Source organism: Actinosynnema sp. NPDC091369 (assembly GCF_044757065.1).
GTDB lineage: Bacteria > Actinomycetota > Actinomycetes > Mycobacteriales > Pseudonocardiaceae > Actinosynnema.
The window spans coordinates 146536-168688 of the sequence record NZ_JBIVUG010000004.1; the positions used below are offsets into that span (position 1 = coordinate 146536).

A 22153-nucleotide genomic window follows, 5' to 3' on the forward strand; every position below is an offset into this window, starting at 1 on the left:
AGGCGCTCTTCTCAGCCGATGAGGGTCACCGGGATGACGACCTCGATCACGGGCTTGGGCGGCATGCCGTTCGCCACGTACTCCTCGATCATGCTCTTGACCTTCTTCGGGCTCTCCGTCGGCGCCGGGGAGAACCGCGCGTGCGAGGCGTTGCCGCGCCGCTTGGCGCATTCGATGGTGAACATCTTCAGCACCGCCTCGCCGGGCCGCACCTCGCCGTCGTAGAACATGATGCGCCCCTGGTCGGGCGTCATGAACGTCTTGGCGAACTGCCGCGAGACGACCATCGCGTCCGCGTCGTTGACGAACCTGGTGCCCTCGCCGGCGGTCATCTGCCAGGTCAGCCACGGTGCGTCGGTCAGGTTGGTCTCGGACTTGATGACCTGCCAGCGGCCCGCCTCGGGCAGCTCGAAGGACACCGCGATGTCGTGCTCCTTCGTGTCGATCGCGCCGGAGATCATCAGGACCCGGCGCTTCAGGTCCGCGCTCGCGGCCATCTGGATGTCGCGTGCCCGCACGCGCGTCTGCACGTCGAAACCGGGTACGGAAAGCGTCATCGGAACTCCCCCAATTCGAGTTCGCTGAGGTCTGCGTCGAACGTGCCACACCCCAGTGCGTTCGCCGTCATACCACTTCGAACGTAGACGAGCCCGGCTCGCACTACAACCACTCCGATCGGGTGAAGACGTTCGTTGTGGTGGTCGTGAACGAAATTCGTCTACGCTCGGGGTGTGCCGAGTCGAATGGTCCACAATGGACTGCGCATGATCGTCCACACCGCACCGGGCTCCGAGGTCGTCGGCGCCGCGCTGGCGGTGCGCGTCGGGTCGCGCAGCGAGACCACGTCGTGGTCGGGGCTCGCGCACCTGGCCGAGCACGTCGCGTGCGGTGACCGGACGCCCGCGGCGGAGGCGCTGACGGCGGTGGGCGGCACGTGCAACGCCGTCACGCAGCCGGACTTCACGCTGTACCACGGCGTCGTGGACGCCGAGCGCGGCGAGGTCCTGCTGGACCGGCTGCTGGAGGTGCTGTGCGCCACCGGCGGGACCGAGGAGCGGATCCGCGGCGAGGTGGCGATCGTGACCGACGAGCTGTCCGCCGCGGTGGACGGCGCGGTCATGGGCGGGTTCCCGTGGCTGTGGCTGCCCGCCGCGCTGTACGACGAGCCCGAGTTCGCGCACAACGGCTACGGCGACCTGGAGTCCCTGGGCCGGGTCACGCCCGAGGTGCTGGCGGGGTTCTTCGCCCGGCACTACGTCGCGGACAACGCGGTGCTGGCCGTGTCCGCCCCCGACCCGGAACCGCTGGTCGCGCACCTGCGGACGGCCCGGCCGCGCCGGGGCCCGGCCCGGCGCGACGACACCGGGCTGCCCCGGGTGACGCCGGCTGCGCCGACCCGCCTGGCCGCGCCGGAGCAGCCGCACCAGGCCACCGCCGTGGCCTGGTCGCTGCCGCACGAGCCGCTGTCACCGGGCCACCTGGCCGCCGCCGTGCTGGCGGACGTGCTGGTCGGTCCGGACGACGGGGTGCTGGAGGACGCGTTGCCGGAGGCGTTGGAGGTGGCGGCCTACGTCGGCCCGTTCGCCGACCCGTGGGGCGTGGCCGCTCCCCTGCCGTTCGTGGTGGAGGTGCACCACGAGGCCGACCGGGACCCGGCGGAGGTGCCGGGCGAGGTGGCGGACGTGCTGCGGCTCGACGAGCTGGACGACGTGCTGGTGGCCGCGGCGGCGGGCCGGTTGGCCACCGCGCTGCGGCAGCGGCTGGCCGACCCGGTCGACCTGCCGCTGCTGGCGGTGGCCGCGGAACTGGTGCACGGCGGCGTGGAACGGCTGGCCGCCGTGCCGGCCGAGCTGGCGCGGGTCGGCCGGTCGGACGTGCGCGCCGCCGCGGCCGGGTTGGCCGGTTCCGCGCACCGCGTGCTGACGAGGGGGCCCAGGCCGTGACGTTCTCGCCGGCACGCCCCTCGGCGCCGCTGACCTGGCTGCGGCTGCGGCTGCGCGTGAAAGGGCCCACCGCCGCCCGGGTCCTGGCGGGCGCGCGCGTCCGCGCCGAGCTGCTGCCCGTCACGCCGGTGGCCGGGCTGCCCCTGCACCGGCTGCTGGCCACGTGGGGCGCGCTGCTGTCGGTGTCCGCCGACGGCCACGGGGTGGTGGCGCACGTCGTCACGGACACCGACCGCGCGCAGGACGTGGTCGACGCCCTGGCCGCGGCCCGGTCCGCGCTCGCGCCGGCCGAGCTGGTCGAGCACGCCCGCGAGCAGGCGGCGCTGGCGTGGCGGTGGGAGCGGGACGACAGCGAGGCCCTGGCCGACCTGCTCGCCGACCTGGCCCTGCACACGCCGCCGTCGTCGTGGCCGGACCTGCACGACGACCTGGTGGACGCGATGGCGGCGGACGACCCGGGCGAGTGGTCCGGCGAGGTGACGATCGCGCACGTGGGCCCGCCCGGCGGGTCGATCTCCTTGCCCGAGCCGGTCGCACAGGACCGGAATGGACAGTCCACTGTGGAGTCGGCCGAACCGGCGCGGTGGCGGCTGGACGTGGTCAGCGACGGCAGCGCGCTGGTGCGCATGGCGTGGCGGACGCCCCGGCGCGACCACCCCGACTTCGCGGCGCTGGCCGTCGCGGCCCGGGTCGTCGGCGGGCACCACCGGTCGCGGTTGACGCGCGAGTTCCGCAACGACCGCGGGTGGAGCTACTCGCCGTGGGCGCTGGCGCGGGCCGGCCGGGACCACGGGTGGTGGCAGGTGTCGGTGCGGGTACCCGAGCGGCACGTGGCCGAGACCGTCGACCGGGTGCGCGAGCTGGTCGGCGGGCACGCGCCCGACCCCGCCGAGCACGGGGCGGCCGTCGCGCACGCGGCCACCGAGATCCGCAGGCTGTGGTCCTCCGGCGAGTCGGCGGCGTCGCTGCTCGGCTACTGGCAGGACCTGGGCCTGGACGTGGCCGCCGAGAAGGACCGCTGGCTGTCGGCGTTGGCCGCCACCACGCCCGAGGACGTGACGGCTGCCGCCCGCCGCTGGCTGTCCGGGCCGCCGCAGCTGGAGGTCGTGCTGGCCTGACCCGGGGTCGCGCCCGCGCCGGTGCCGCTCAGTCGCCGGCGTCGACCAGGAGGTCGACGGCGACCCCGGCCTTGCCCGGGTGGTAGTAGTCCTTGATGGCCTCGGTCCACGCGCGGACCTCGACGCGGTCCTCGGGCGTGGGGCCGAACGCGTCGAACAGCGCGTTCGTGTTCGCCGCGTCGAAGCCGATCGCGGTCATCAGGTCGAGGAACCGCGAGCGCTCCATCCAGCCGTCGCCGTCCGGGTCGCCCAGCGCGGACAGCGCCTCGGCGAACTCCTCTAGGGTGTCGTTGAACCGCTCCGGCGACAGCACGCACGCCGCGAACTCGTCGGGGGTGATCGAGCCGTCGTCGTCCACGTCCAGGTGCTCGGCCAGCGTCGCCCAGAAGCGCCGGAACGCGTCGGCCGCGCGTGCGCGCACCGCCTCCTCGGAGTCGGTCGCCACCGCGTCGACGCGGCCGGCCATCAGGTCGAAGTCGTCGGCCTCGACCCGGCCGTTGCCGTTCACGTCGAAGAGGGTGAAGACCAGTTCGACCCGCTCCTGCGGTTCCGCCTGCATCGTGGGCGTCCCTTCCTCCGAGGTGGTGCCCGGCCCCCCTGACCGGAGGGCCCTGACCGGGAGGCCACTGTGCCACGGGCGGGATCACGCGCCGCCCGGACGACGATCAGGTGCGGGTTTCCACGGCGCAGCGTCGTCGTGCAGTTGCTCCGCTCGCGTCCAAGCCCCGAGTGGGACACCACCCGATCGTGTCGGACACCTCCCGTGCGTGGGCCGCTGCGCCCGTTCTCGGGTGATGTCTGCACGATCGAGTGGTCTTGCTCCGCCGTGCGAGGACCGGCCGGCCGCTACCCGCGCGGGTCCCAGCGGAAGAAGCGGGTGGCCAGGGCGGTGGCGGCGACGGTCCACAGGGCCACCGCCAGCACGGCCGGGCCGACCTGGTCGGTCGGGCCGCCCCACGCGGCGTTCACCAGCGTGCCCAGGCCCGTGCCCGGCACGAGGAACACCGGCAGGTCCACCTCGCCGTTCGAGCCGAACAGGCCGCCGACGATCAAGGCGAAGAAGAACGGCGCGGTGGTGATCTGGGCCAGCTCGGCCGTGCCGGTGACCCCGCTGGTGGCCACGCCCGCCGCGCAGCTCAGCGCCACGCCGCCGACCAGCGCGGGCAGCAGCAGCTCGGGCCGGGCCGGCAGCGGCGCGCCCGCCGCCACGCTGATGCCCAGCAGCACGAGCGCCTGCGCGAGCCCGAGCGCCACCACCGGCAGCAGGAGGCCGGTCAGCACCACGACGTCGGACGCCGCGCCCGTCCGCAGCCGCTTGAGGTAGAGGTCCTGGCGGCGGGCGGTCAGCGCGGTCGTCACCGTCACGTACACGGTGAACCCGAACGAGAACAGCAGTTGCAGCGTCACGACCATCGTCCAGCCGGTCTGCTCGCCGTCCATGGCCAGCGCGAAGTACAGGCCGGCGGCCATCGGCATGAGCACGGCCAGCGCGGCGGCGGTCCGGTTGCGCAGCAGGAGCTTCAGCTCGGCCACGCCCAGTGCGGCGATCACGCGGCCACGACCTCCCTGCCCGTGCGGGCGTTGTGGAACACGTCCTCCAGCGACGCGTGGTGCGCGCGGATCCGGCCCAACCGCAGGCCCTCCCGCCCCGCCCACGCCAGCAGCACCGCCAGGTCGTCCTGCAACTCGGACGTGCGCACCTCGACCCGGCCGGACGGCCGGTGCACCACGTCACCGGACACCATCGGCAACGCGCCCACGTCGAGCGGGCCCGGCAGGTCGAACTCGATCCGCCCGGGCTGGGCGGCGAGCACGTCCACCAGCGCGCCGGACACCGCCACCCGCCCCTCGTGCATGATCGCGAGCCGGTGCGCCAGCGACTCGGCCTCCTCCAGGTAGTGCGTGGTCAGCACGACGGTCGTGCCCTCGGCCAGCAGCCCGCGCACGACCTCCCACGTGCGCTGCCGCGACTCGGGGTCGAGCCCGGTCGTCGGCTCGTCCAGGAACAGCAGCTCGGGTCGCCCCAGCACGGCCAGCGCGAGGTCCAGCCGCCGCCGCTCGCCACCGGAGAGCTGCTTGATCCGCACGTCGCGCCGGTGCTCCAGGTCCAACCGCGCCAGCACGTCCTCGGTGACCCGCCGACCGCTCGTGACGCCCCACAGCGCCACCATCTCCCGCGCGGTCAGGTCGGCCGGGAACCCGCTGTCCTGCAACATGATCCCGGTGCGTGAGCGCAGCGCCGCCCGGTCCCGGAACGGGTCCAGCCCCAGCACCCGCACCGTGCCGCCGGCCGGGGCGCGCAGCCCCTCCAACGTCTCCATGGTCGTGGTCTTGCCCGCGCCGTTGGTGCCCAGCAGCGCGAACAGCTCCCCGCGCCGGACCTCGAAGTCGACCCCTCGCACGGCCTCGAAGTCGCCGTAGCGGCACCTCAGGCCCACCACGTCGATCACTGTCTCTCCCATGACCACCATGCTGGTCGCCTGCGTGCGCCGCACCCAGTGCCGCGGCGCACCGGTCCATGTGACAGATGTCAGCAGACAGGGGTGCGACCCGGCTCGTAGATTCATCGGTGTGACTCCCCTGAACAGGCTCCGCCGCTACACGTGGTGGACCGTGGTGGCCGGCGGCGTGGTGGTCGGCCTCGGCACGGTGCTGGACCTGTTCGCGCACCCCTACGGCGTGCTGAAGTCGGTGCTGCTGGTCCTGGCCGTGGCCGTGGTGATCGGCCAGCACGCGCGGTACATGCGGCAGGCCATGCGCGGGCTGGGCCGCGGCGACGGCCCCGCGTGGGAGCACGCCGCGACGTTCGCGGTGGCGTTGGTCGCGTGGGCGGTCACCAGCGGCGCCAACGGCTTCCTGCCCGCCTGGGCCATGCTGCCCGCCCTGGTGGTCGCGCACGTGGGCGCGGTCCTGCCCTCGCGCAGCCGCTGGCCGGTGGTGGCGGTGATGGCGGTGCTCTCCGTCGCCGTCGGTGGGCTGTTCGGCGGCGCCGACGCGCAGCCCGCGATGGTCATGGCCGGCGCGATGGTGGTCGCGCTGGTGTTCGCCGACCTGGCCCAGCTGTGGATCTGGGACCTGGCGGTGAAGCAGGAGGAGAGCCGCCGGACCGCCGAGGCGCTGGCCGTGGCCGAGGAGCGGCTGAGGTTCGCCGCCGACCTGCACGACATCCAGGGCCACCACCTCCAGGCGATCGCGCTGAAGGGCGAGCTGGCGCAGCGGCTGATCGGCCGGGACGACGACCTGGCCAGGCAGCACGCGGGCGAGGTCGCCGAGCTGGCCCGGACCGCGTTGAAGGAGACCCGCGAGGTGGTGCAGGGCTACCGGCGGGCGAGCCTGGGCACGGAGATCGCCAACGCGGTGGGCGTGCTGCGCGCGGCGGGCATCGAGACCACGGTCTCCGGTGACGCGGCGGGCGTGCCGCCGCCGTTGCAGCCGCTGTTCGGCGCGCTGGTGCGGGAGGGCACGACGAACGTGCTGCGGCACAGCCGGGCGCGGCGCTGCGACCTGCTGATCGACGTGGTCGACGGCCAGGTGTGCGTGCGGCTGCGCAACGACGGCGTGCCCGCCGACTTCGCGGGCGCGGACGACGCGGGCGCGGGGCTGGCCGGGTTGCGCGAGCGGTTCGCCACGGTGGGCGGGCGGGTCGAGGTCGGCCCGGCCGGGTCGGAGGGGTTCGAACTGGTCGGGAAGGCCGGGGTGGGCCGGTGATCCGCGTGGTGCTGGCCGACGACGAGGACCTGATCCGGGGCGCGCTGGCGGCGTTGCTGGAGCTGGAGGACGACGTCGAGGTGGTCGCCCAGGCCAGCGACGGCGAGGCCGCGGTGGCGGCGGTGCGGGCGCACCGGCCCGACATCGCGGTGTTCGACCTGGAGATGCCCCGGCTCGACGGCGTGCTCGCCGCCGAGGCGGTGCGCGGGCTGGACGGCGTCGCGGTGGTCATCGTGACCCGGCACGCGCGGCCCGGCGTGCTGCGCCGGGCGTTGAGCGCGGGGGTGCGCGGGTTCGTGCCGAAGACGACGCCGGCCGCGCAGCTCGCCTCGATCCTGCGGGACGTGCACGCGGGCCGGCGGTACGTGGACTCCGAGATCGCCGCCGCCGCGCTCACCGAGGGCGCGTGCCCGTTGACCGCGCGCGAGCTGGACGTGCTGCGGCACGCGCTGCGGGGCGGCACGGTGGCGACGATCGCGCGCGAGGCCCACCTGGCGACGGGCACCGTGCGCAACTACCTGTCGTCGGCGATGACCAAGCTGGGCGTGACCACCCGCTACGAGGCCGCCCGGTTGGCCTGGGACGAGGGCTGGATCTGAGCCTGGCCGAGGTGCACGACCTTGACCGCGGTCATCTCGTCCAGCAGCTCGGGGCCGTAGCCGAACCCGGTGCCGGACAGGCGCCGCGGCTGGGCCGCTCCGCCGGGCGCGCCGCCGAACACGGCGTTGACCTTGACCGTGCCCACGGGCAGGGCCCGCCACGCGTGCTGCGCGTGCGCCATCGACCCGGTCAGCACGGTCGCGGCCAGGCCGTGCTCGTCCACGCACGCCTCCGCCAGGCCGGCCTCGAACGACGGCACCACGCGCACGGGCGCGACCGGCCCGAAGGTCTCCTCCCGCATCACCCGCATGTCCGGCGTGCAGTGGTCGAGCACGGTCGCCGGGTAGTACGCGCCCTCGCGGTCCGGGACCTCCCCGCCGACCAGCGCCCGCGCGCCGTCGGCCACCGCCTCGGCGACGTGCGCGTGCACGTGCTCGCGCATCCGCAGGTCCACCAGCGGCTGCGGGTCGGCGTTCCAGCGGCGCGCCTGGTCGCACAGCGCGGCCACGAACTCCTCGGCCACGGCCGCGTGCACGAAGATCCGCTCCACCGACGTGCACAGCTGGCCCGCGTTGGTGAACGCGCCGATCGCGGCCTGTTCGGCCGCCCAGACCGGGTCCACGTCGGCGTCGACCAGGAACGGGTCGTTGCCGCCGTTCTCCAGCAGCGCCTTGGCGCCGGTCCGGGCGCAGGCGGCGGCGATGGAGCGGCCGGTGGCCGTGCCGCCGACGTGCGCGACGACGTCCACGTGGGGTGACGCGGCCAGCGCCGCGCCCACCGAGGCGTCGCCGGTCAGGCTCTGGAGGACGCCCGGCGGGAAGTGGTCGACCATGAGCTGCGCGAGCAGCACACCGGTGTGCGGGCAGCGCTCGCTCGGCTTGTGCACGACGGTGTTGCCGGTCACCAGGGCCGCCCCGAGCAGGCCGCAGGACACCGCGACCGGGTCGTTCCACGGGGTGAGCGCGACGACCACGCCGCGCGGCTCGGGCACCATGAGGTCGGCGGCGTCGTGCGAGCCCTGCAACGACCGGCCGCGGTGGACCGGGCCCAGCTCGGCGTACTGCTCCAACGTGGACACACCGGCCAGCACACCGTCCCGCGCGGACGCGAACGGGCGACCGGTCTCGGAGTGCAGGGCGCTCGCCAGCTCCGCCGCGTGCTCCCGGATCGCCTGCGCCGCGGCCCTGAGCGCGGCTCCCCGCTCGGCGGCGGGTGTCGCCGCCCAACCGGGCTGCGCTTCACGCGCGGTGAGCACCGAGCCGGCCACGTCCTCGTCCGTGGCGATGGGCAGCCAGCCGATCAGCTGGCCGTCGACCGGGCTGTGGACGTCGAGTGCATCGACACGCATGTCCGTCATGGCCTCCGGGTACCCCCGCAGCCGAGGTGAAACCCGAGGCGGAGCCCCGAGGAGGACAGCCATGCCCGGACGTGAGGAGTTGCCCAGCACGATCGCGCGCTCGTCGAAGAAGGCGCAGCGGACGTGGATCAAGGCGCACGACTCGGCCGTGCAGACCTACGGCGAGGGCCAGCGCTCGCACCGGACGGCGTTCGCCGCGTTGAAGCACTCGTTCGAGAAGGTCGGCGACCACTGGGAGCCCAAGCAGGAGAAGGGCCCGTCCGACGCGCAGGCCGCGCGCAGCACGCCGAAGCAGGGCAAGACCGCCGGCGGCGTCGACGCCAACGCCAGCAAGCAGCACCTCTACGACCTGGCGAAGCGACTGGACGTGCCCGGCCGGTCGACCATGACCAAGCAGGAGCTGGTCGAGGCGATCGGCAAGGCGAACAACCGCAAGACCGCCAAGGCCCGGTCGTAGTATCGGCGCATGGGATTTCGGGTGCCGTGGGCCGCGCTGGCGCGGCTCGGTCAGGCCCACTGGTTCTTCGGCAACCTCTACGAGGCCGCGGTGGACGTGCCGCGGCTGCTGGCCGACGCCGGGCCGGACCGGGCCGCGGGCCTGCTCGCGCCCGGCAGCCCGTTGCGCTACTACGCGCCCGCCGCACCCGTGACGCTGACGGCCACCGCGGTGGCGCTGCTGCGCTCCGACGGCGACCGGCGGGCCGCGGCCACGTCGGCGGCGAGCACGCTAGTGGCCGCGGCCCTCACCGGCTACCTGGTCAAGACCGTCAACCTGCGGTTGCTCGGCGGCGAGCCGCTGGGCGACGACGACCGCCGCCGCCTGCTCGCCACCTGGCACCGCGGCAACCTGCTCCGGCTGGTCGCCCTGGCCGTGGCGGCGGCCACCCTGCGCCGGGCGACCGGACCGGCGCGCTGAGCCGGCGAGCGGTCAGGGTTCGAGCCACTTGCGGTCGGTGAGGAGCTGGCTCGCCTGCGGGCCCATGAGGGTCATACCGCCGTCCACCACGAACGACGCGCCGGTCACGTAGCCGGCCGCCGGGGTCGCGAGGAACGCCACCACCGACGCCACCTCGCTCGCGTGGCCCGGACGTCCCAGCGGCACGCCCGGTCGCGGCTCGGTGCGCGGGTCCACGTCCTCCTGGCCCGTCATCGGGGTGGAGATCTCGCCGGGCGCGACCGAGTTCACCGTGATGGCGTGCTCGGCCAGCTCCAGCGCCAGCACCTTGGTCAACGCGCCCAGCCCGGCCTTCGCCGCGCAGTACGGCGCCGCGCCGACCCGCGGTTGGTGCTCGTGCACCGACGTGATGTTGATGATCCGGCCGCCCCGACCGGCCTCGATCATGTGCCTCGCCGCGCGCTGCGCGCACAGGAACGCGCCGTCGAGGTCGACCGACAGCACCCCGCGCCACGTGTCGAAGTCCATGTCCACGGCCTTCTGCGCGGACCCGGTGCCGGCGCAGTTCACCAGCACGTCGACGCCGCCCAGCTCGGCCGCGAGCTCGTCGACCACGGACGCGGCTGCGGGCAGGTCGGTCAGGTCGAGCTGCCGCACGACCGCCCGGACACCCTGCTCTCGGACCTCCCGCGCGGTGGCCTCCGCGCCGTCGGCGTCGGAGTGGTAGGTGATGCCGACGTCCACCCCGCCGCCCGCCAGGGCGACCGCGACGGCCTTGCCGATGCCGGAGTCGGACCCGGTCACGACCGCGCGCATCGGCGCGCCCGCCCGGTCCTGGGGTAGTGGTGCGCTCATGGGCTGCGGGTACCCGGGCCGGTGTTTGCCACACGCCGTGCCGGGAACGCTCCGGGCAGTTCCACAACGGCGGGAGGAGCACCGATGAAGGCCGTCACCTGGCACGGCAAGAGGGACGTGCGTGTGGACACCGTGCCGGACCCCATTCTCAAGGAGCCGACCGACATCATCGTCCGCATCACGTCCACCGGGCTGTGCGGCTCGGACCTGCACCTGTACGAGGTGATGGGCCCGTTCATCGACGAGGGCGACATCCTCGGGCACGAGCCGATGGGCGTGGTCGAGGAGGTCGGGGCGGAGGTCACGGCGGTCAAGCCCGGTGACCGGGTCGTGGTGCCGTTCAACATCTCGTGCGGCACGTGCTTCATGTGCGAGCGCGGCCTCCAGTCGCAGTGCGAGACGACCCAGGTGCGCGAGCACGGCTCCGGCGCGGCGCTGTTCGGCTACACCAAGCTGTACGGGCAGGTGCCCGGCGCGCAGGCCGAGTACCTGCGGGTGCCGTTCGGCAACACGCTGCCGATCAAGGTGCCGGAGGGCCCGGCGGACGACCGGTTCGTGTACCTGTCCGACGTGCTGCCCACGGCGTGGCAGGCGGTGGAGTACGCGGGCACGCGGGACAGCCTGGTCGTGCTCGGCCTCGGCCCGATCGGCGACATGGCGACCCGCATCGCGCAGCACCGCGGCGTGGAGAAGGTCATCGGCGTCGACCTGGTGCCCGAGCGCATGGCCCGCGCCCGCGGCCACGGCGTGACCGTGCTGAACGTGCGGGACAACCACCTGGTCGACCACATCCGCGACCTGACCGGCGGTCGCGGGCCGGAGGCGGTGATCGACGCGGTGGGCATGGAGGCGCACGGCGCGCCGGTCGCGAAGCTCGCGCACCAAGCCGTCGGCCTGCTCCCGGACGCCATCGCGGCGCCGTTCATGCGGACCGCGGGCGTGGACCGGCTGCACGCGCTGCGGCTGGCGATCGAGATCGTGCGGCGCGGCGGCACCATCTCGATCTCCGGCGTGTACGGCGGCATGGCCGACCCGATGCCGATGCTGACCCTGTTCGACAAGCAGGTGCAGCTGCGCATGGGCCAGGCCAACGTGTGGCGCTGGGTGCCGGAGATCCTGCCGCTGCTGACCGACGACGACCCGCTCGGCGTGGACACCTTCGCCACCCACCACATGCCGCTCGACCAGGCCCCGCACGCGTACGAAATCTTCCAGCGCAAGCAGGACAGCGCGGTCAAGGTGCTGCTCCGCCCGTGACGGGTTATCGTCCAGCCATGATCCGCTTTCGGTGGTGTGCCGCCGTGGCGTTGCCGGCGGTGGTGGTGCTGGGCGGGTGCGGCACGGGATCGGACGACCTGGCCCGGCGGGCGGCGGAGGAGTTCACCGCGGCGGTGTCCTCGGGCGACTCCGACCGGGCGTGCGACCTGCTCACCGAGAAGGCCCGCGAAGACGCGGAGTGCTCGTCCTTGGACGTTCCGGGCGGGACGGTCGAGTCGGTGGAGGTCTGGGGTGACGCGGCGATCGTCCGCACCTCGGACGACGTGCTGTTCCTGCGCGACGTGACGTCGGGGTGGCGGGTGGCCGGCGCGGGCTGCGAGTCGCAGGGCGAGCGGCCGTACCGGTGCGAGGTGGGTGGGCCGTGACGCAGCGGGGGATGTTCTACGCGTACCTGTTGGGCGTGCTGGCGTTGTTGGTGTGCTTCAGCGTCATCGGGTTGGTGGGCCTGTGAAGAGGTTCCTGCGGGACAACGGGTTGGGGCTGGCGTTCGGCTTGCTGTTCCTGGCCTCGCTGGTCGGCCAGGCGTTCGCGGGCAACGCCGACCTGAACGACCACCGGTTGGCCGACGGCGGCGACCCGATCGGCTTCTGGCAGTACGTGACGTCCTCGGACTTCGCGGTGGACGTGGCGGAGAACTGGCAGTCCGAGTACCTCCAGTTCGTCCTGTTCATCTTCGCCACGGTGTGGTTGATGCAGAAGGGGTCCACCGAGTCGAAGACCGCCGAGCGGTTGGGCGCGGAGTCCGATGAGGACCAGTTGCTCGGCGCGCACGTGAAGGAGCAGTCGCCGCCGTGGGCGAAGGCGGGCGGTTGGCGCACCAAGCTGTACTCGAACTCGCTCGGCCTGGTGATGCTCGGGCTGTTCGTCGGCTCGTGGCTGACCCAGTCGATCGCCGGGCGCAGCCAGTACAACAACGACCAGCTCAACACGTTCCAGGACCCGGTGTCGTGGTGGGGGTACGTGCTGTCGCCCGACTTCTGGAATCGCTCGCTGCAGAACTGGCAGTCGGAGTTCCTGGCCATCGGGTCGATGGTGGTGCTGAGCGTCTACCTGCGCCAGCGCGGCTCGTCGCAGTCCAAGCCGGTGGGCGCGCCGCACGACTCGACCGACGAGTCCGGGTGACCGCCGGTTCGCGGCCGACCCCGCTCCCGGGGCCGGCCGCGAACCGCTGCTACACCGGCGTGCCGACCTCGACCAACCCGCGCAGCGCGTGCGGCAGCGGGCCCTGGTGCAGGACGCCGAGCCGTTGCGTGGCCCGGGTGAGCGCGACGTAGAGCTCGGCCCAGCCGCGCGGCCCGTCGGCCAGGATGTGCTCCGGCTCCACCACCAGCACGGCGTCGAACTCCAGGCCCTTGGTCTCCGAGGCGGGCACCGCGCCCGGCACGCCGGGTGGCCCGATCACCACGCTGGTGCCCTCCCGGCCGGCCTCGGACCGGACGAACTCCGCCACGGCGGCGGTCAGCCCGTCGCCGGTGACCTGCCTGGACCACGGCCGCACGCCGCACGCGCGCACCGACTCCGGCGGCGTGACGTCGGGCGCGAACTCGGCGAGCACCGCGGCGGCGACGGCCATGATCTCCGCCGGGGTGCGGTAGTTCACCGTCAACGACCGGTAGGCCCAGCGGCCGGGCGCGTACCGCTCCAGCATCGCGCCCCACGACGTGGCGCCGGCCGCCGAGCGGCGTTGCGCGAGGTCGCCGACCACGGTGAACGACCGGCCCGGACACCGCCGCATCAGCACCCGCCAGTCCATCTCGGACAGCTCCTGCGCCTCGTCCACCACGACGTGCCGGTAGGTCCAGTCGCGGTCCGCGGAGGCGCGCTCCACCAGGTCACGCGTGTCGCGCTCCAGCACGCGGTCCGCCAAGTCCTCGGCGTAGAGCAGATCGGTGGCGAACAGGTGGTCCTCGTCGTCCATCGAGTCCTGCCGCCCGACGAGGCTGTCCAGCACCTCGGCGGCGTACCGCGTCTCCGCCGCCCGCGCGCGCTCGGCGGCCCGGTCGTCGGACTTGTCGCGACCGAGCAGGTCGACCAGCTCGTCCAGCAGCGGCACGTCCGACACCGTCCACGCGTCGCCGTCGGCCCGCCACAGCGCCTGGTCCGCCCCGGCCGCCCGCAACCGCTCCGGCGAGGCGTAGAGCGAGGACAGCAGCGATTCCGGCGTGAGGACCGGCCACAGCTCGTCCAGCGCGGCGGTGAACACCTCGTCCTGGGAGAGCTCCTTGACCAGGTCGGCCCGCAGTCGCTCCCACGACTCGCGGTCGGACCGGGTCAGCCAGTCCTTGCCGATCCGGGCGATCGCGCGCTCGGTGAGCACGTAGGTGACGATCTCGGCGAACACCGCGCGGGCCTCGTTGTGCGGCAGCCCGCTGGTGCGCGCCTCCTCCCGGGCCCACTGCGCGGTCTCGGCGTCGATCCGCCCCCGGACGCCGCCCAGCTCGACCACCAGCGGCTCCTCCGGCAGCCGCTGCCGGTCCGCCACCGCCGCCGCGAGCACGTCCAGGATCTTCAGCGAGCCCTTGAGCCGGGCGACCTCCGGCGCGTCCTCGGCGGTGACGCGCAGGCCGGGCACGAGGTCGCCGGGCGTCATGAACACCACGTCGGACTCGCCCAACGACGGCAGGACGCGGCCGATGTGGTTCAGGAACGCGGGGTTGGGCCCGACGACCAGCACGCCGTGCCGTTCCATCCGCTCGCGCTGCGTGTAGAGCAGGTAGGCGACGCGGTGCAGCGCCACCACGGTCTTCCCGGTGCCCGGCCCGCCCTCGATCACCAGCACGCCGGGGTGGTCGAGCCGGATGATCTCGTCCTGCTCGGCCTGGATCGTCGCCACGATGTCGCGCATGCCCTCGCCGCGCGGCGCGTTGACCGCCGCGAGCAGCGCCGCGTCCCCGCGCTCCGCGCCGTCGGGGCGGCCCAGCACCTCGTCGGTGAAGTCGAGCACCTCGCGGCCGCGGGTGTGGAACTGGCGGCGGCGGCGCATGCCCTCCGGGTTGGCCGCGGTGGCGACGTAGAACGGGCGCGCCGCGGGCGCGCGCCAGTCCAGCAGCACCGGCTCGTACCCGTCGTCCTCGTCGAACAGGCCGATCCGGCCGATGTAGGAGCGATCCCCCGACGCGGAGTCCAGCCGGCCGAAGCACAGCCCGTTGTCGGCCACGGCCAGCCGCTTCACCTCCTTGGCCAGCGCGCGCACCTCGTCGTCCCGCTCCAGCGCGGTGCCGCCGGTGCCCAGCAGCGCCGCGTCGTACCGCTCCTTCACGCGCGCCCGTTCGACGTCGAGCCTCCGGTGGAGGTCCGCCACGTAGCGGCGCTCGGAGCGCAGTTCTCCGTCATAACCCTGAATGGACACGTGCCCCCGGTTTCCGCAGGTCCTGGCCTTGGCCGTGGCATTCTGCGGCATCACCGGGGTCTTGCCGCAAGGCGGGGGGTGCGCTATAAGTTAAAAGTGGCGGAAGAGCGCCGTGCGTTCACCGGCCGTGAACCGCTCACTCGATGCGGTCCTCGTCGTCCTCGTCCTCGTCACCGTCGGTGATGGTGTCCCGCTTGCGCTCGTGCCACGGCCAGGCGAACCACAGCGTGCCGAACACCAGGGCCGCGAACACGCCCATCAGGATCGCGATCCAGCCGCCGACGATCACCTCGCCGAGCATGAGGATCGTGCCGGTCATGGCCAGGGCCAGGCACGCCAGCCCGGCGATCGCGAAGCGGTTGGCCACCTCGATCACGTCCTCGCGCCGGCCGCGGCGGAAGAGCAGCCGGTGCCAGGGTGCGGGCGCGGTGAGCAGCGCCACGGCCCCGCCGGCGAACAGGATGGTGATCAGGTGGGTGGCGCGGATGTAGCTGTCGGCCGACGCGTAACGCTCGGTGAAGACGATCGACAGCAGGAAGCCGAACAGGATCTGCACGCCCGCCTGCGCCACGCGCAGCTCCTGCAACAACTCGTTGAGGTTGCGGGCCAACCTCCGCTGGTGTGACTCCTCAGCCTGACTCACCGCCACCATCTACCCAAAAGGGGCATTTCCCAATCATCACTGCGAGTGACGAAGGTTGACGCGTGGTGGTTCCGCGCCGGCCGGCGCGACGTCCTCCCGGGCGGACGACCCGAGCACGACCCGCGGGGCCGCCCGCCACCACACCTGCGCGAACGACTCCGCCTTCTCCGCGGCTGCACCCGGTCACCCGCGGGCGAGCGGCCTCCCGGTGTCGGGCCGGGACGTCACGGCCACGACCCTTCCTCCGCGTGCGCGACCACGAGCTCCCGCACCTCGCACCCCTCGGGTTGGCGCAGCGCGAACACGATCGCGTCGGCGACCCGCTCGGGCGGGTTCAGCTTGCTGTCGTCCGGCGGCCGGTACTGCTCGGCCCGGTCGTCGAAGAAGTGGGTGCGCATGCCGCCGGGGATCACCAGCGTGACGCCGACCCGGCCCGTGGTCTCCGCCGCCAGCGCCCGGGTGAAGCCGACCACGCCGAACTTCGAGGCGCAGTACGCGGTGGCGTCGCTGACCGCCTTGATGCCGAGGGTGGACGCGATGGTCACCACCCGGCCGCCGTCCAGCATGGGCAGCGCCGCCCGCACCACGGCTGCGGTGCCGAGCAGGTTCACCATCACCACCCGGTCCCAGTCCGCGCCGGACACCTCGTCCAGCCGGCCGCACGCGTCCGTGCCCGCCGCCGTGACGACGGCCCGCAGGCCGCCGTTGCGCTCGGCGATGGCCTTCACCGCGCGTTCCGCCGCCCTGGTGTCGGACAGGTCGACCGACTCGAAGTCGGCCACCTCCGACGACGCCGGCGCGGCCTTGTCCAGCACCAGCGGCTGCCCGCCCAACTCGTGCACCGCGTGCACCACGGCCGCGCCCAAGCCGGACGCGCCTCCGGTCACCAACACCTGGCCGAGCATCAGCCCCTCCTCGACAGCATCTCAGTGGTGGAACGGCCCCGGTGGTAGGGCACGACGACGGTCCGCCCACCCCACCCCTTGACCAGGTCCGCTTCCGGCAACGACTCCACGGTGTAGTCGCCGCCCTTGACCCACACGTCCGGGCGCAGGGCGGCCAGCACGCGCTCCGGCGTGTCGTCCTCGAACACGACCACGTCGTCCACGCAGCCCAGCGCGCGCAGCACCTCGACCCGGTCCTGCTCCCGGGTGACCGGCCGGTCCGGGCCCTTGAGCCGGCGCACGGACGCGTCGGAGTTCAGGCACACCACCAGGCAGTCGCCGAGCGACCGGGCGGCGCGCAGGGTGCGGACGTGGCCCGCGTGCAGCAGGTCGAAGCAGCCGCCGGTGGCGACGACCGTGCCGCCGCGCGCGCGTACCGCGTCCACAGTGGACAACCGGTCGACCGGCCGGAAGCCGGACGCGCCGCCGTCGCGCAGGAACGCGGCGGCCGACGTGACGCCGGCGGCGATCGCGTCGTCCATCGCCGCGCCGCCCATGAGCCGCGCGGCGACCGTCACCGCGAACCGGTCCCCCGCCCCGCACGGGTCGACCACGGGGACGCGCGGCGCGGGCACGGCGACCGGCGTGCCGCCGCCGTGCAGCAGCGCGCCGTCCGCGCCGAGCGTCACGACCACCGCTCGCGCCCGCCACTTGGCGCGCAGCGCGTCGAGCGCGTCCATCGGGTCGGCGTGACCGCTGAACGCCTTGGCCTCGGACGCGTTCGGCGTCACCAGGCGCGCACCCGGCACCGGGGCCGGGCCGCGCGGGTGCGGGTCCCACACGACGGGGCGGCGGGCGAGCACGCCGCGCAGCCGTTCGTCGCGGACCAGGCCGCGGCCGTAGTCGGAGACCAGGACGTAGTCGGCCTCCAGCACGGCGTCGAGCATGTCGTCGGTGGCCGTCGGCACGCCGGGGCCGCCGCCCCGGTCCAGCCGGGCGATCGACTGGTCGCCGCACCGCAGCCGGGTCTTGACCGGGGTGGGCGCGGGCGACGGTCCGAGCACGGACGGGACGCGGGCCAGCTCGCCGCGCAGGCGGTGGCCGTCCTCGTCGTCGGCCACCGCGCTGACCAGCGTGACGTCGACGCCGTCCGCGGCGGCCAGGGCGGCGGCCAGTCCCGCGCCACCGGGCCGGGCGCGTTCCTCCCGGACGTCGAGCACGGGCGCGGGCGCGTCCGGGCACAGCCGGTCGGCCGTGCCCACGACGTCGATGTCCAACAACGAGTCGCCGACGACGACCAGCTTCACGACACCCTCCGTTCCGACGCGGGCAGCGCCGCTTCGAAGGCGGCGCACAGCGCGTGCACGGCCACCAGCTGGGCTTCCTGCACGTTCGCGGGCTCACCGGGCAGCGCCAGCACCTCGTCCACCACCTCCGCCAGCGGGTTCGGGGTCGGGCCCGTCATCGCCCACACGTGCGCGCCCGCCTCCCGGCCCGCCTTCGCCGCCTCGATCAGGTTCGGGCTGCGCCCGCTGGTGGTCAGCAGCACGACCACGTCCTGCGGCCGGGCGTGCGCGGTGACCTGGCGGGCGAACACCTGGTCGTAGCCGTAGTCGTTGCCGATCGCGGTCACGCTGGAGGACTCCGAGCACAGCGCGATCGCCGAGAACGGCCGCCGGTCGTCGCGGAACCGGCCGACGAGCTCGGCGGTGAGGTGCTGCGCCTCGGCGGCCGACCCGCCGTTGCCGGCCGCCAGCAGCCGACCGCCGTCGCTGAGCCTGCGGGCCAGCACACCGCCCCAGCGGGTCAGCCGCGGCGCCTGGGCGCGCAGCCCGGCCAGCGACTGGGCCAGTCCGTTCAGGTGGGTCTCGACGGTCATCGCGTGCCTCCCACGGCCACGGCCCGACCCGCCGTGACCCGCTCGTAGACGCGTTCGGTGTCCTCGGCGATCCGGTTCCACGTGTAGCGCACGCCGACCCGGTCCAGGCCCGCCAGCCCGCACGCCTCCCGACGCGCCTCGTCCAGCAGCAGCGAGCGGAGGGCGCGGCAGAGCGCGGCCGGGTCGCGCGGCGGCACCAGCACGCCCGTGACGCCGTCCACGACGGTGTCGGTCAGGCCGCCGACCGCGCTGGCCACCACCGGCACGCCGCACGCCATGGCCTCCAGCGGCACGATGCCGAACGGCTCGTACCAGGGCACGCACGCGACCACGTCGGCCGAGCGCAGCAGCTCCGGCATCGCGTCCCGCGACACCTGCCCCGCCAGCCACAGCCGGTCGCGCACGCCGTGGCGTTCCGCGTGCGCGGCCAGCCGGCGCGCCTCCGGGTCGGACTCGACGTCCACCGGGCCGCCCGCGATGACCAGCTCGGTGTCCGGGAGCGACCGCAACGCGGTGATCAGGTCCTGGAAGCCCTTGCGCGGCACCAACCGCCCGACGGAGACGATCCGGTGCGGGTGGCGGCGGCGGTCGACCGGGCCCTCGGGCCGGAACCGCGCCGGGTCCACCCCGCACGGCACGACGGAGATCCGCGACCGCTGCACGCCCATGCGCATCAGCTCGGTCACCTCGTCGTCGCACGTCGCGGCGATCCGGTCGGCCTCACGTCCGATCATCCGCTCGATGCCGATGCGCTCGGCCGGGCTGGTGTCGTCCGCGCCCTGGTGGCGGCGCTTGACCGTGCCCAGGGCGTGGAAGGTCTGCACGACGGGCACGCCGACCTTGCGCGCGGCCAGCACCGAGGCCAGCCCGGACATCCAGAAGTGCGCGTGCACGACGTCGGGCCGGTCCTCGAACCACTGCTGCTCCAGGAACCGGGCGAAGTCGCCCATGTGCGGCAGCAGCTCGTCCTTGGGCACGGCGCGGGCCGGTCCGGCCGGCACGTGCACCACGTCGTAGCCCTGCTCCGTGCGCACCCGCTCGGGCAGGCCCGGGTCGTCGCGACGGGTGTGGACCACCACGTCGTGCCCGAGAGCCGACAGCGCCGCCGACAAGGCGGCGACGTGCACGTTCTGCCCGCCCGCGTCGACGCCACCCAGCGCGGCCAACGGGCTGGCGTGCTCGGACACCATCGCGATCCTCATCCGCTCACTCCTGTCAACAACCGGTCCCAACTCCGCAGGAACGCGTCGAGGCCGTACCGGGCCAAGGCGAACTCCCTGGCCTGCTTCCCCCTCTGCTTGGCCAGCGCGGGGTCGGCGACCAGCTCGGCCACGGCCCGCACCAGCTCGTCCACGTCGGTGGACACCACGCCGACCTCCGGCGGCACGGCGCGCACGACCTCCGTGCACGCCAGCGCCACCACGGGCATCCCCAGGTGCATCGCCTCGATCAGCGACAGCCCCAGCGACGTCCACCGCACCGGGTGCAGGTAGAGGCGTCGCAGGGCCAGTTCCCGGTGCAGCGACGCCAGGTCGTGGTCGCCGCGCCCCATGTCGCCGAGCTTCTCGGTCTTCATGCCGTAGACGTCCAGCGGCGCGGCCTCGGCGAAGCGGGGCAGCAGGTCGGTGCCGACCGCGCGACCGCGGCGCACCGGGTCGTTGACCACGACCGCGGCCCGGGGCAGTTCACCGGTGTAGAGAGGTCCTGGATCGACCACTCCGTGCTCTATGACGACCGTGCGCGCGGTGCCGCAGTCCCACATCAGGTCGTTGAAGTGGGTGACGTGGACGATCGTGCCCGGCCAGTCCTTGAGCGGGTGGGCCTGGTTCGGGTACTTGGGCGTGTTGTGCTCCAGGTACACGACCGGGATGCCGGTCGGGACCAGGCCGACCTCCTCGGGCCGCTGGAGCACCGCGATGTCGGCCTCCACATCGGACAGAGCCGCCCCGGCCACGTCGACCTCGCGCGCGGCGGGCCAGTCGCGCCCGGCCAGGCCGATGCCCTTGGGCGGCCCCGGGATCAGGTACTCGTGACCGCCCCGGACGAACGCGTTCGTCCACGAGCCGTGCACGTGCCACAGCAGGATCTTCACGTCCGCACCCCCGCGAGTTCGGCTACGGCGGTGACGACCCGGTCGGGCGTCACCAGGTCAAGGCACGGGTGGCCGGGCACCGGGCACTCGCGTGCGCGCGAGTCGCGGCACGGAGCGTCCTGGTCGCCCAGCAACACGTGCGGCCCGTGCGGCGCCCACCGGCGGGCGGGCACCACGGGAGAGAACAGGGACACGACGGGCGTGCCGACCGCGGCGGCCAGGTGCGCGGGCCCGGTGTTGCCGACCACGACGGCGTCCGCGCGGGCCAGCAGCCCGGCCAGTTCGGCGAACGTCGTGCGACCGCCGAGGTCCACGCCGTGCGCGCCGGCCACGTGCCTGGTCAGCTCGGTCTCGTTCGGGCCCCCGGTGACCAGCACGCGGTGCCCGGCCCCGGCGAGCGCGGTGACGGCTTGCGCGCACCGGTCCGGCGACCAGGCGCGGGCGGGCACGGACGCGCCGGGGTGCACGACGACGTACGGGCCGATCTCGTCCGGCTCCGGCGGGTCGACGATCGCCAGCCGGCCGTCGTCGCCGGGCGGCAGCTCGAAACCGGCGGCCCGTGCGACTTCCAGCGCCCGTTCGGCCTCCGGGACGTCCGGGTCGTCGCGCAGCCGGACGTCCAGCAACGAGCCGGGGTAGTCCGTGGAGCGGGCCACGACCTTCGGCACGCCGGCGAGCTTCAGCAGCAGCGCGAGCGGCAGCGGGCTCTGGTGGAAGGAGGTGAGGATCAGGGCGACGTCGGCGCGGACCCCTTTGAGCAGGGCCACGATCCCCTCGATGTCCGGTGTGCGGACGTCCGGGGCCGGGTTGGCGATCCACGGGCAGTCCCAGCGCACGACCCGCTGCACGCCGGGCAGCAGCTCGGCCGCCTGCGCGCCGGAGTGGCCGCACAGCAGCACGACCTCGCCCGCGTGCGCGGCGGCGCGCACCGCAGGACCGGCGAGCAGCACGTCGCCGTCGTTGTCGAGCCGGGCCACGAGCGTCCTCATAGGACCATCGCCACCGCGGAGCGGAGGTCGGGCGCCGTGTGCGGCGCGCGGTCGACCTCGTCGGGCAGGGTGACCGGGGTCGGCACGAGGATCGGCGTGACGCCCGCGGCCAGGGCCGCTTTGACGTCCGCTTCGATGTCGCCGATGAAGCAGGTGCGCTCGGGCCGCGCGCCGAGGGCCTCGCACGCGCGGAGGATCATGGTGGGCGCGGGTTTGCGGCACGGGCAGCCGTCGTCGGGGTGGTGCGGGCAGATCTGCCAGGTGCCGAACCGGCCCAGCAGGACCTCGACCCTCGCGTTCACCGCGTCCACCTGCTCGCGCGTCAGCAGGCCGCGGCCGATGCCGGACTGGTTGGTGACCACACCCGTGCGGACCCCGTGAGCGCGCAGCAGGCGCAGAACGTCGCGCGCGCCGGGCATCGGGCGCACCCGGTCCGGGTCGCCGTTGTAGGGCACGTCGCTGATCAACGTGCCGTCGCGGTCGAAGAGAACCGCGTCGGGGTACTGGTCCACAGAGGAGAGTTAGCCGGTGGGAGGAGAAGCAAACACGTTCGGAAGCGCTAC

At 74.0% G+C, this 22153-nt stretch carries 24 protein-coding genes; 9 read left to right on the forward strand and 15 right to left on the reverse strand.

What is annotated here, in order from left to right:
* Positions 1-11: 11 nt before the first annotated feature.
* A complete protein-coding gene (locus tag ACIQMJ_RS17185; RefSeq protein WP_499761941.1) occupies positions 12-557 on the reverse strand; it encodes a DUF6423 family protein in 546 nt (181 codons plus the stop codon).
* 207 nt (positions 558-764) lie between these two features.
* Here ACIQMJ_RS17185 and ACIQMJ_RS17190 point away from each other — a divergent pair, with 207 nt between their 5' ends.
* Together ACIQMJ_RS17190 and ACIQMJ_RS17195 are read left to right on the forward strand one after the other, a co-directional pair.
* The gene (locus tag ACIQMJ_RS17190) at positions 765-1943 is read left to right on the forward strand and encodes a M16 family metallopeptidase (RefSeq protein WP_499761942.1); all 1179 of its coding nucleotides are present in this window, start codon (positions 765-767) and stop codon (positions 1941-1943) included.
* Positions 1940-3061 carry an insulinase family protein gene (locus ACIQMJ_RS17195; RefSeq protein WP_499761943.1) on the forward strand — a complete coding sequence of 374 codons (1122 nt, stop codon included), beginning with the start codon at positions 1940-1942 and terminating at the stop codon, positions 3059-3061. The genes ACIQMJ_RS17190 and ACIQMJ_RS17195 overlap by 4 nt, the downstream gene beginning before the upstream one ends.
* A 28-nt stretch (positions 3062-3089) precedes the next feature.
* On the opposite strand, the gene ACIQMJ_RS17200 is transcribed toward ACIQMJ_RS17195, so the two are convergent.
* The 3 genes from ACIQMJ_RS17200 to ACIQMJ_RS17210 form a co-directional block, all read right to left on the reverse strand.
* Positions 3090-3620: an EF-hand domain-containing protein gene (locus ACIQMJ_RS17200; RefSeq protein ID WP_499761944.1), complete on the reverse strand. Its 531-nt coding sequence runs from the start codon at positions 3618-3620 to the stop codon at positions 3090-3092.
* A 287-nt stretch (positions 3621-3907) separates the two neighbouring features.
* On the reverse strand, positions 3908-4612 hold the full coding sequence (locus ACIQMJ_RS17205; RefSeq protein ID WP_499761945.1) for an ABC transporter permease: 705 nt from the start codon (positions 4610-4612) through the stop codon (positions 3908-3910).
* Positions 4609-5523 (reverse strand): ABC transporter ATP-binding protein, encoded by a 915-nt coding sequence (locus ACIQMJ_RS17210; protein ID WP_499761946.1) that lies wholly within the window; start codon positions 5521-5523, stop codon positions 4609-4611. Before ACIQMJ_RS17210 ends, ACIQMJ_RS17205 begins: the two co-directional genes overlap by 4 nt.
* A 109-nt stretch (positions 5524-5632) precedes the next feature.
* On the opposite strand from ACIQMJ_RS17210, the gene ACIQMJ_RS17215 reads away from it, so the two are divergent.
* Positions 5633-6769 (forward strand): sensor histidine kinase, encoded by a 1137-nt coding sequence (locus ACIQMJ_RS17215; RefSeq protein ID WP_499761947.1) that lies wholly within the window; start codon positions 5633-5635, stop codon positions 6767-6769.
* Positions 6766-7368: a response regulator transcription factor gene (locus ACIQMJ_RS17220; protein WP_499761948.1), complete on the forward strand. Its 603-nt coding sequence runs from the start codon at positions 6766-6768 to the stop codon at positions 7366-7368. The genes ACIQMJ_RS17215 and ACIQMJ_RS17220 overlap by 4 nt, the downstream gene beginning before the upstream one ends.
* Here the strand turns inward: ACIQMJ_RS17220 and ACIQMJ_RS17225 are convergent.
* Positions 7326-8717 carry an aldehyde dehydrogenase family protein gene (locus ACIQMJ_RS17225; protein WP_499761949.1) on the reverse strand — a complete coding sequence of 464 codons (1392 nt, stop codon included), beginning with the start codon at positions 8715-8717 and terminating at the stop codon, positions 7326-7328. The two genes, ACIQMJ_RS17220 and ACIQMJ_RS17225, sit on opposite strands and share 43 nt — an antisense overlap.
* A 70-nt stretch (positions 8718-8787) precedes the next feature.
* On the opposite strand from ACIQMJ_RS17225, the gene ACIQMJ_RS17230 reads away from it, so the two are divergent.
* Together ACIQMJ_RS17230 and ACIQMJ_RS17235 are read left to right on the forward strand one after the other, a co-directional pair.
* Positions 8788-9183, forward strand: a complete 396-nt coding sequence (locus tag ACIQMJ_RS17230; protein WP_499761950.1) for a ChaB family protein — start codon at positions 8788-8790, stop codon at positions 9181-9183.
* A gap of 9 nt (positions 9184-9192) precedes the next feature.
* On the forward strand, positions 9193-9642 hold the full coding sequence (locus ACIQMJ_RS17235; RefSeq protein ID WP_499761951.1) for a DUF1772 domain-containing protein: 450 nt from the start codon (positions 9193-9195) through the stop codon (positions 9640-9642).
* A 12-nt stretch (positions 9643-9654) separates the two neighbouring features.
* Here ACIQMJ_RS17235 and ACIQMJ_RS17240 read toward each other — a convergent pair whose 3' ends face one another.
* A complete protein-coding gene (locus tag ACIQMJ_RS17240) occupies positions 9655-10476 on the reverse strand; it encodes an SDR family oxidoreductase (RefSeq protein WP_499761952.1) in 822 nt (273 codons plus the stop codon).
* 84 nt (positions 10477-10560) lie between these two features.
* Here ACIQMJ_RS17240 and ACIQMJ_RS17245 point away from each other — a divergent pair, with 84 nt between their 5' ends.
* The 3 genes from ACIQMJ_RS17245 (at position 10561) to ACIQMJ_RS17255 (ending at position 12876) form a co-directional block, all read left to right on the forward strand.
* Positions 10561-11733 carry a zinc-dependent alcohol dehydrogenase gene (locus ACIQMJ_RS17245; RefSeq protein ID WP_499761953.1) on the forward strand — a complete coding sequence of 391 codons (1173 nt, stop codon included), beginning with the start codon at positions 10561-10563 and terminating at the stop codon, positions 11731-11733.
* A gap of 17 nt (positions 11734-11750) precedes the next feature.
* Positions 11751-12119: a hypothetical protein gene (locus ACIQMJ_RS17250; RefSeq protein ID WP_499761954.1), complete on the forward strand. Its 369-nt coding sequence runs from the start codon at positions 11751-11753 to the stop codon at positions 12117-12119.
* An 82-nt stretch (positions 12120-12201) separates the two neighbouring features.
* Complete coding sequence (locus ACIQMJ_RS17255) at positions 12202-12876, forward strand: DUF6766 family protein (RefSeq protein ID WP_499761955.1); 675 nt, start codon at positions 12202-12204, stop codon at positions 12874-12876.
* A 49-nt stretch (positions 12877-12925) separates the two neighbouring features.
* Here ACIQMJ_RS17255 and helR read toward each other — a convergent pair whose 3' ends face one another.
* From helR to ACIQMJ_RS17300, 9 genes are all read right to left on the reverse strand, one after another.
* A complete protein-coding gene (gene helR, locus ACIQMJ_RS17260) occupies positions 12926-15103 on the reverse strand; it encodes an RNA polymerase recycling motor ATPase HelR (RefSeq protein WP_499761956.1) in 2178 nt (725 codons plus the stop codon).
* A 136-nt stretch (positions 15104-15239) separates the two neighbouring features.
* The gene (locus tag ACIQMJ_RS17265; RefSeq protein ID WP_499761957.1) at positions 15240-15746 is read right to left on the reverse strand and encodes a DUF6328 family protein; all 507 of its coding nucleotides are present in this window, start codon (positions 15744-15746) and stop codon (positions 15240-15242) included.
* Between the two features lie 224 nt (positions 15747-15970).
* The gene (locus ACIQMJ_RS17270; protein WP_499761958.1) at positions 15971-16651 is read right to left on the reverse strand and encodes an SDR family oxidoreductase; all 681 of its coding nucleotides are present in this window, start codon (positions 16649-16651) and stop codon (positions 15971-15973) included.
* Complete coding sequence (gene rfaE2, locus ACIQMJ_RS17275; RefSeq protein ID WP_499761959.1) at positions 16651-17937, reverse strand: D-glycero-beta-D-manno-heptose 1-phosphate adenylyltransferase; 1287 nt, start codon at positions 17935-17937, stop codon at positions 16651-16653. Before rfaE2 ends, ACIQMJ_RS17270 begins: the two co-directional genes overlap by 1 nt.
* Positions 17934-18509, reverse strand: a complete 576-nt coding sequence (locus tag ACIQMJ_RS17280) for a D-sedoheptulose-7-phosphate isomerase (RefSeq protein WP_499761960.1) — start codon at positions 18507-18509, stop codon at positions 17934-17936. The genes rfaE2 and ACIQMJ_RS17280 overlap by 4 nt, the downstream gene beginning before the upstream one ends.
* Positions 18506-19711: a glycosyltransferase gene (locus tag ACIQMJ_RS17285; RefSeq protein WP_499761961.1), complete on the reverse strand. Its 1206-nt coding sequence runs from the start codon at positions 19709-19711 to the stop codon at positions 18506-18508. The genes ACIQMJ_RS17280 and ACIQMJ_RS17285 overlap by 4 nt, the downstream gene beginning before the upstream one ends.
* Complete coding sequence (locus ACIQMJ_RS17290) at positions 19708-20601, reverse strand: glycosyltransferase (protein WP_499761962.1); 894 nt, start codon at positions 20599-20601, stop codon at positions 19708-19710. The genes ACIQMJ_RS17285 and ACIQMJ_RS17290 overlap by 4 nt, the downstream gene beginning before the upstream one ends.
* Positions 20598-21590 (reverse strand): glycosyltransferase family 9 protein, encoded by a 993-nt coding sequence (locus tag ACIQMJ_RS17295; RefSeq protein WP_499761963.1) that lies wholly within the window; start codon positions 21588-21590, stop codon positions 20598-20600. The genes ACIQMJ_RS17290 and ACIQMJ_RS17295 overlap by 4 nt, the downstream gene beginning before the upstream one ends.
* On the reverse strand, positions 21587-22102 hold the full coding sequence (locus ACIQMJ_RS17300) for a D-glycero-alpha-D-manno-heptose-1,7-bisphosphate 7-phosphatase (protein WP_499761964.1): 516 nt from the start codon (positions 22100-22102) through the stop codon (positions 21587-21589). Before ACIQMJ_RS17300 ends, ACIQMJ_RS17295 begins: the two co-directional genes overlap by 4 nt.
* Positions 22103-22153: the final 51 nt, after the last annotated feature.

Bases quoted from the DNA above. Each gene is read 5' to 3' on its own strand.
- ACIQMJ_RS17185 (WP_499761941.1), bottom strand. From the start codon at position 557: ATGACGCTTTCCGTACCCGGTTTCGACGTGCAGACGCGCGTGCGGGCA.
- ACIQMJ_RS17190 (WP_499761942.1), top strand. From the start codon at position 765: ATGATCGTCCACACCGCACCGGGCTCCGAGGTCGTCGGCGCCGCGCTG.
- ACIQMJ_RS17200 (WP_499761944.1), bottom strand. From the start codon at position 3,620: ATGCAGGCGGAACCGCAGGAGCGGGTCGAACTGGTCTTCACCCTCTTC.
- ACIQMJ_RS17210 (WP_499761946.1), bottom strand. From the start codon at position 5,523: ATGGGAGAGACAGTGATCGACGTGGTGGGCCTGAGGTGCCGCTACGGC.
- ACIQMJ_RS17225 (WP_499761949.1), bottom strand. From the start codon at position 8,717: ATGCGTGTCGATGCACTCGACGTCCACAGCCCGGTCGACGGCCAGCTG.
- ACIQMJ_RS17230 (WP_499761950.1), top strand. From the start codon at position 8,788: ATGCCCGGACGTGAGGAGTTGCCCAGCACGATCGCGCGCTCGTCGAAG.
- ACIQMJ_RS17235 (WP_499761951.1), top strand. From the start codon at position 9,193: ATGGGATTTCGGGTGCCGTGGGCCGCGCTGGCGCGGCTCGGTCAGGCC.
- ACIQMJ_RS17240 (WP_499761952.1), bottom strand. From the start codon at position 10,476: ATGAGCGCACCACTACCCCAGGACCGGGCGGGCGCGCCGATGCGCGCG.
- ACIQMJ_RS17245 (WP_499761953.1), top strand. From the start codon at position 10,561: ATGAAGGCCGTCACCTGGCACGGCAAGAGGGACGTGCGTGTGGACACC.
- ACIQMJ_RS17250 (WP_499761954.1), top strand. From the start codon at position 11,751: ATGATCCGCTTTCGGTGGTGTGCCGCCGTGGCGTTGCCGGCGGTGGTG.
- ACIQMJ_RS17270 (WP_499761958.1), bottom strand. From the start codon at position 16,651: ATGCTCGGCCAGGTGTTGGTGACCGGAGGCGCGTCCGGCTTGGGCGCG.
- ACIQMJ_RS17280 (WP_499761960.1), bottom strand. From the start codon at position 18,509: ATGACCGTCGAGACCCACCTGAACGGACTGGCCCAGTCGCTGGCCGGG.
- ACIQMJ_RS17285 (WP_499761961.1), bottom strand. From the start codon at position 19,711: ATGAGGATCGCGATGGTGTCCGAGCACGCCAGCCCGTTGGCCGCGCTG.
- ACIQMJ_RS17295 (WP_499761963.1), bottom strand. From the start codon at position 21,590: ATGAGGACGCTCGTGGCCCGGCTCGACAACGACGGCGACGTGCTGCTC.